Annotated in this window: 7 protein-coding genes; 6 read left to right on the top strand and 1 reads right to left on the bottom strand. The window is 68.2% G+C overall.

From position 1 onward, the window contains the following. The first annotated feature begins 285 nt into the window (after positions 1–285). The 6 genes from TSO5_RS31820 to TSO5_RS31845 are packed head-to-tail and all read left to right on the top strand — an operon-like array spanning position 286 to position 6,125. Complete coding sequence (locus TSO5_RS31820; protein ID WP_109155357.1) at positions 286–1,530, top strand: flagellar hook protein FlgE; 1,245 nt, start codon at positions 286–288, stop codon at positions 1,528–1,530. Positions 1,531–1,555: 25 nt separating this feature from the next. Continuing rightward, the gene (gene flgK, locus TSO5_RS31825) at positions 1,556–2,953 is read left to right on the top strand and encodes a flagellar hook-associated protein FlgK (protein WP_109155358.1); all 1,398 of its coding nucleotides are present in this window, start codon (positions 1,556–1,558) and stop codon (positions 2,951–2,953) included. A gap of 4 nt (positions 2,954–2,957) precedes the next feature. After that, positions 2,958–4,061, top strand: a complete 1,104-nt coding sequence (locus TSO5_RS31830; RefSeq protein WP_109155359.1) for a flagellin — start codon at positions 2,958–2,960, stop codon at positions 4,059–4,061. 11 nt (positions 4,062–4,072) lie between these two features. After that, a complete protein-coding gene (locus TSO5_RS31835) occupies positions 4,073–5,257 on the top strand; it encodes a flagellar basal body P-ring protein FlgI (RefSeq protein ID WP_109155360.1) in 1,185 nt (394 codons plus the stop codon). A gap of 29 nt (positions 5,258–5,286) precedes the next feature. Then, a complete protein-coding gene (locus tag TSO5_RS31840) occupies positions 5,287–5,610 on the top strand; it encodes a rod-binding protein (protein ID WP_109155361.1) in 324 nt (107 codons plus the stop codon). After that, the gene (locus TSO5_RS31845; RefSeq protein ID WP_109155362.1) at positions 5,607–6,125 is read left to right on the top strand and encodes a flagellar protein FlgN; all 519 of its coding nucleotides are present in this window, start codon (positions 5,607–5,609) and stop codon (positions 6,123–6,125) included. The genes TSO5_RS31840 and TSO5_RS31845 overlap by 4 nt, the downstream gene beginning before the upstream one ends. A 3-nt stretch (positions 6,126–6,128) precedes the next feature. Here the strand turns inward: TSO5_RS31845 and TSO5_RS31850 are convergent, their stop codons facing one another. After that, positions 6,129–6,668 carry a hypothetical protein gene (locus TSO5_RS31850; RefSeq protein ID WP_109155363.1) on the bottom strand — a complete coding sequence of 180 codons (540 nt, stop codon included), beginning with the start codon at positions 6,666–6,668 and terminating at the stop codon, positions 6,129–6,131. Positions 6,669–6,918 lie beyond the last annotated feature (250 nt).

Genomic DNA, 6,918 nt, shown 5'->3' on the forward strand with positions numbered 1-6,918 from the left:
CTCCCCCGCGTTCCGCGGGAGAGGGGGTAGGATGCTTGTTGGCGTAACTTATTTGGAGAGCGGCGGCAGTCCCCTCTCCCTCGAAGAGGGGGAGGGTTAGGGAGGGGGCATCATCAGCCGACACCCTTCAAATAAATCCCCAATACATTTTAACAAAACTCCCCGCCTTTTCCTTTAAAGCCCCTTTAAAACCCCTTCGCTACCGTTAACTCCGCCAGTCATCCGCGGAGAATCCCGGGACGCATAACCCCCATCCGTTCGACGGTTGACCAGAGGATTCCAAGGATGAGCCTGTACAGCGCCATGCGGTCCGGTGTCAGCGGCATGTCCGCGCAAAGCTCGCGCCTTGCCGCCATTTCGGACAACATCAGCAATTCCCAGACGGTCGGCTACAAGCGGGCCACCGTGGATTTCTCGACCCTGGTCACCGCGCCCGGAAGCCGCAGCACCTACACCGCCAGCGGCGTGCAGTCCGCCACCCATTATCAGGTGCAGCAGGACGGCACGATCATGGGCACCGGCTCCGCCACCGACATGGCGATCAGCGGCAACGGCTTCTTCGTCGTCGGCAACAAGGCGGCCGGCACCCCGGAATATTCGCTGACCCGCGCCGGCAGCTTCCTGCCCGACGACACCGGCTTCCTGCGCAACAACGCCGGCCAGTATCTGGAAGCCTGGAAGCTGAACCCCGACGGCACCATGCCGAACGTCAGCAAGTCCCGCTTCGACGACCTGCAGTCGGTCAACATCGGCAACCTCGTCTATGGCGGCAGCAAAACCACGACGATGGATTTCTCCGGCAACCTGCCGGCCCAGGCCGCCGCCGGCGACAGCTTCACCAGCAGCCCGACCTTCTATGACGGGCTGGGCAATCCGCTGGATCTGTCGCTGACCTGGACCAAGGCCGCCGCCCCCAACCAGTGGACGCTGACCGCCACCGGCCCGGCCGGCTACACCGTCGGCGGCGCGCCGGTGACGCTGACCTTCGCCGCGACCGGCCCCTATGCCGGGAAGCCGGTGGACGGCGCCGGCCTGCCGCTCGACCCGATGCCGGGCATCACCGTCACCTCGCCGGCGACGCCGGCGGCCGACAGCTTCACCATGTCGCTCGGCAACCTCACGCAGTTGAACGGCGATTACGTGCCGACCGTCACCGGCGACGGCGCCAAGGTCGGGCAGGTCACCTCGGTCGACATCGACGACGGCGGCAAGCTGTGGGTGATGTACGACAACGGCGCCCGGCAGGCGCTGTACCAGATCCCGATCGCCACCGTCACCAACCCCGACGGTCTGGTCGCCCAGGACGGCAACACCTACACGCTGGGGGCGGAGACCGGGACCCTGACGCTGGGCGCCGGCAAGCAGGGCAGCGCCGGCACCGTCGTCGGCAGCGCGCTGGAACAGTCGAACGTCGACATCGCGACCGAGCTGGTCTCGCTGATCGAGACGCAGCGCGCCTATTCGTCGAACGCCACCCTGGTGCGCACCACCGACGAGTTGGTCGAAGAGACCACCCGCCTGAAGCGTTGAGCCCAGCACAGACGGAGCCCCGGCCATGAGCGTCCAACTCGCCCTCACCTCCGCCCTGTCCGGCCTGCGCACGACGCAGCAGCAGGCGGCGATGGTGTCCCACAACCTCGCCAACGCCACCACCGCCGGCTATGTGCGCCGCGACCTCGACCTGTCGGCGGTCACCACCGCCGGCCGCGGCGCGGGAGTACGGGTGGACGCCGTCGCCCGCAAGGTGGACGAACTGCTGATCCGCGATGCGCGGTTCGAGACCAGCCGTTACAGCGGACAGGAGGCGCGTGCCTCGGCGCTGGCCGACTATGCGCTGGTGCTGGGGCAGCCGCAGGACGAGAAGTCGGTCTCCACCCAGCTGTCGAAGCTGCAGCAGGCCTTTTCCCGCCTGCACGACATGCCGAACGACGATGCGGCCCGCAACGCCGTGGTGTCGCAGGCGGCGGCGCTGGCCGGCGGGCTGAACCGGGCCGCCGAGGCGGCGCAGACCGTGCAGGACGATGCCCGCGACCGCCTCCAGACCTCCGTCGATGCGGTCAACACCTCGCTTCAGCGCATCAGCGACCTGAACGGCAGGATCGCGACGCTGGAAACGCGCGGCGGCGATGCCGGCGACCTGCGCGACGAGCGCGACCGCCTGCTCGATCAGGTGTCGCAGGAGATCGGCATCCGCACCTACAGCCGTGAGGACGGCCAGACGGTGGTGATGACCCGCAACGGCCAGACCCTGCTCGACCACCCGCTGGCGCCCGGCGAGCAGCCGCTGACGCTGCTGGGGGACGAGGTGATGGCGAACGGCGTCTCCCTGTCCGCCAAGCCGGACAGCGAGATCCAGAGCGGCCGCATCATGGGCTATGTCCAGACCATCAAGCAGGACATGCCCCGCGCGATGGCGCAACTGGACGAGTTGGCGGCCGGCATCGTCCAGGCCTTCCAGGGGGCGGAGACCGATCCGACCCAGCCCGGCCTGTTCACCGATGCCGGCGCGGCCTATGGCGCCACCGCCGGTCTGGCCTCGCGCATCACCGTCAACGACGTGGTGCGGACGGAAAGCTGGCGGATGCAGAGCGGCGTGCAGGCGACGGCCCCGCTGGAGCCGGGCGACCAGACGCAGCTCAACAAATTCCTGACCGTCTTCACCGACACCCGCAGCTTCGCCGCCACCGACATGCCGGCCTCGGCGACGCTCGGCAGCTACGCCACCGCGATGGTATCGGCACAGCAGGGCTATCGCACCGGCGCGGAGTCGGAGATGAACGCGCGCAAGATCAGCGCCGACACGCTGGAGACCGCCCGCATCAACCGCGACGGCGTCAACATCGATGACGAGATGCAGAAGCTGCTGCTGATCGAGCAGAGCTATGGCGCCAGCGCCCAGGTGGTGCAGGTCGCCGGCCGCATGATCGACATCCTGTTGCAGATCAAGGGGTAAGCCGATGCTGTACAACGCCCTGTCCACGCTGGGGATGAGCCGGAAGCTGCAAAGCACCATGACCCGGCAGCAGATGGAGCTGACCCGCGCGAACGAGGAAGTGTCGACCGGCCTCCATGCCGACGTCGCCGCGACCATCGGCGCCAGCACCGGCCGCGACATCGCGCTGCGCAACCTGTTCGATCGCACCGACGAGTATGTGAAGACCACCGACCTGCTCGACGGCCGGATGAAGACGATGGACAGCGCGATGACCAGCATCATCGCGTCGGGCACCGACCTGCTGGCCGCCGCCTCCACCGGGCTGGGGCAGCAGTCGCCGACCGGAACCTCGCTGCAGATCCGCGCGCGCGGCGTGCTGGATCAGGTGGTCGGGCTGCTGAACGCCGCGTCCGGCAACAGCTATCTGTTCGCCGGCACGGCGCTGGACCAGCCGCCGATGCGCAATGTCGACGGCGACAAGTCGGGCCTGCGCTCGCCGATGCAGATCATCCAAGATGCCATCCAGTCCGCCACCGGCGGTACCGAGATGCCGAAGACGGCGGCGGAGACCGCGGCGGTCATCGCCCGGCTCGACGACCTGTTCGCCGTACGCGACCCGGCGACGCCGGCCCCCGCCCCGCTGACCGACACCTTCGAGGGCGGCCTCTACACCGGCACCACGGCGCAGCAGCCGGGCGGTGCGGCGGCGCCGCGCGTCAGCGGCCGGCCGGCGGAGTCGACCAGCATTCCCTATGGCGTGCAGGCCAACGACCCGATGATGCGGCAGATGCTGGAAGGCATCTACATGCTGGCGGCGGTCGACACCTCCAGAATGGATGTCGACGCCTATCCCGACTACATCAAGACGGCGGTGGACAAGCTGTCCGGCGGCCTCGGCAAGCTGCGGGAGGCGACGGCGCAGCTCGGCATCCAGCGCGCCCAGGTCGCCACGCTGGCCGAGCAGCACAAGACGCAGAAGGCGATCCTCAGCCTGCAGATCGACAATCTGGAAGGCGTCGATCCCTATGAGGCCAGCACGCGGATCACCCAGCTGGAGGCGCAGATCGACGCCACCTCCAGCGCCACCGCGCGCATCGCCAAGCTGCACCTGACCAACTACCTCTAGGCCGCATCACCATGAGCCCCGGCATCCAGCTCCCCGTTCCGCGCCGGTCCCGGCCCGCTTTCCGCCGTGCTGTTTTCAGCCGTGCCGTGGCGCTGGTCGGCGGGCTGCTGCTGGCGCTCGGCATGCTGTCGGCGGCTCCCGCTCCGGCGGCGGCGCAGACGCGGGTGAAGGATCTGGTCACCTTCGACGGGGTCCGCCGCAACCAGCTGGTCGGCTATGGCCTGGTGGTCGGGCTGAACGGCACCGGCGACCGCCTCATCAACACCCCCTTCACCGAACAGAGCCTGAAGGGGATGATGGAGCGGCTGGGCATCAACACCCGCGGCGAGACCCTGCGCACCCGCAACGCCGCGGCGGTGATGGTGACGGCCAGCCTGCCGCCCTTCCCGCGCCAGGGCACCACGGTCGACGTGACGGTGTCGGCGCTGGGCGACGCCACCAGCCTGCTGGGCGGCACGCTGGTGGTGACTCCGCTGCTGGGCGCGGATGGCGAGGCCTATGCGGTGGCTCAGGGGCCGCTGTCGGTCAGCGGCTTCACCGCCGGCGGATCGGCGGCGACGGTGACCAAGGGCGTCCCGACCACCGCCCGCATCGCCAACGGCGCCACGGTGGAGCGCGAGCTGAAATTCGCGCTGAACGATGTCGGACAGGTGCGGATGGCGTTGCGCAACCCCGATTTCACCACGGCGATCCGCATCGCCGATGCGGTGAATGGCCGGCTCGGCGCCGGGAATGCGCGGGTGGTGGATCTGACAACCGTCGATGTGCGGATTACCGGTTCCTATGTCGGCAACGTCTCCCGCCTGATCGGCGAGATCGAACAGCTGCCGGTCCGCCCCGACGCCATCGCCCGCGTGGTGGTGGACGAGCGCAGCGGCACCATCGTCATCGGCGATGATGTGCGGGTCAGCCGTGTCGCCATCACCCAGGGCAACCTGACCGTCCGCGTCGTCGAGACGCCGCAGGTGTCGCAGCCGCAGCCCTTCAGCAACGGCTCGACCGTCGTGGTGCCGCGCACCGACGTGCAGGTTCAGGAAGGCAACGGCCGCCAGTTCGTGACCGTCGGCGGCAATGTCAGCCTGCAACAGCTGGTCAACGGGCTAAACGCGCTGGGGGTGGGGCCGCGCGACATGGTGGCGATCCTCCAGGCCATCAAGGCCGCCGGCGCCCTGCACGCCGATCTGGAAATCATCTGACCCCCGGAGACCACAATGGAGAGACGACGATGGACATCGCCGCAACGACCCTCCGCAGCACAGCCGCAGCCGCGCCCTCGACGCCGGCCGTCCCCAATCCTGCAGCAGCCGACAAGGTGGCCAAGGAGTTCGAGGCGATGCTGGTCGGCCAGCTGATGGAAAGCATGTTCGCCGGCATGCGCGAAAGCCCGCTGTTCGGCGGCGGCGGTCCGGCGGAAAAGCCGTGGCGCAGCATGATGCTGCAGGAATATGGCAAGGCGATCGCCGAGTCGGGCACGCTCGGCATCGGCAAGATGACGCATGACGAGATCGCCCGCCTCTATGCAGCGCAAGCGGAGCAGCAGCGGTCATGAGCGTCACCCTCAAGGACCTGATCCACGAATTCGCCCCTGAGCGCCGGCCCGAGCAGGTTCAGGCCGAAGGACCCGCCGCTCCCGATCCCGGCTATGACGGCGCCACCGCCCTGCTGGTGCGTGACTTCCTCGATGCGGTGGAAGCGCTGTCGGCGGTCCTGGAGGAGGAGTCCGCCTGCATCGCCGCCGGCATGCTCGACCGGCTGGAGGCCTTCGCCCACCGCAAGGCGGCGATGGCGGAGCAGCTGGAGGGGGCGGTGCTGCGGGCGCGGGACGAGGGCATTCGCCTGCCCGACGATCTGCGGGCGATGACCTTGGAGCGGATCGACCGGCTGGAGCGGGCGGTGACCGTCAATGCCTCCGGTCTCGTCGCTCTGCGCAAGGCGGTGCTGACCATCAACCGCAATCTGCTGACCGCGCTGGAGAAGGCATCCAGCGACGGCACCTATGCCCGCGACGGGCAGGCACGGCGGCCGGTGGAACTCTCGGCCTCCGGACTGAACGCGACGCTGTAAGGCTCAGCCGCGGTCCTTGACGCTGGCCAGTTCGCCGGCCTGTTCCAGCTTGATGATGCAGGCGACGAGCGCCCGCTGGAAGCCGCGGGCATCGGACGGCAGGGACACGCCGGCGCCGGTCGGCCAGAATTCGACGAAGGCGAGGTTCCCCTCCCCTTCCGTGCCGGGCCATTCGAAGGCGATGCCGATGCCGATCTCCTTCGTCGTCCGCCGATGATCGGTGACCAGGATCTGCGCTTCCCAATGCATGCCGCCGCTGCCCTTCTCGGCCCGCTGCTGGCTCCAGGTCCTCAGATAGTCGCGGAAACTCTCCGACTGCCGGTCCATCCGCACATAGCTGGAGCGGTCCGTCACCGGCTGCGCCAGCCGGGTCGTGTAGCGGGCCTGGGCAAGGGCGCGCGTCACGTCGGCGCACAGTTCCTCGATCAGCGTGAAGCTGCGCCGCACGGTGTCGGACAGGGCGGTCGCAAGCGCGGGTCCGGACAGAACCGCCGCGGCGTGGTCCTTGCGGTAGATGTCGAAAAGATCGTCCGGATCGCCCATTGCCGTCCCCACACCGCCGCCGTCGGGCGGTCCAATCCACCGAATTCACCAAAAACAAATTAATAGCCGGTGAAGCGATGCAGAATTGCGCGCACCAAACGCCGAAACGCCCCGGCTCTGGTGAGCCGGGGCGTTTCTGAAGTGATGAAGATGCAAGCTTATGCTTTGGTGATTGAGCGTCTCTTGAGGCTTGGTGACCTGGCGGCGACCTACTCTCCCACGTCTTAAGACGCAGTACCATTGGCGCGGA

The organism is Azospirillum sp. TSO5, assembly GCF_003116065.1.
In the GTDB taxonomy this organism is placed as follows: domain Bacteria; phylum Pseudomonadota; class Alphaproteobacteria; order Azospirillales; family Azospirillaceae; genus Azospirillum.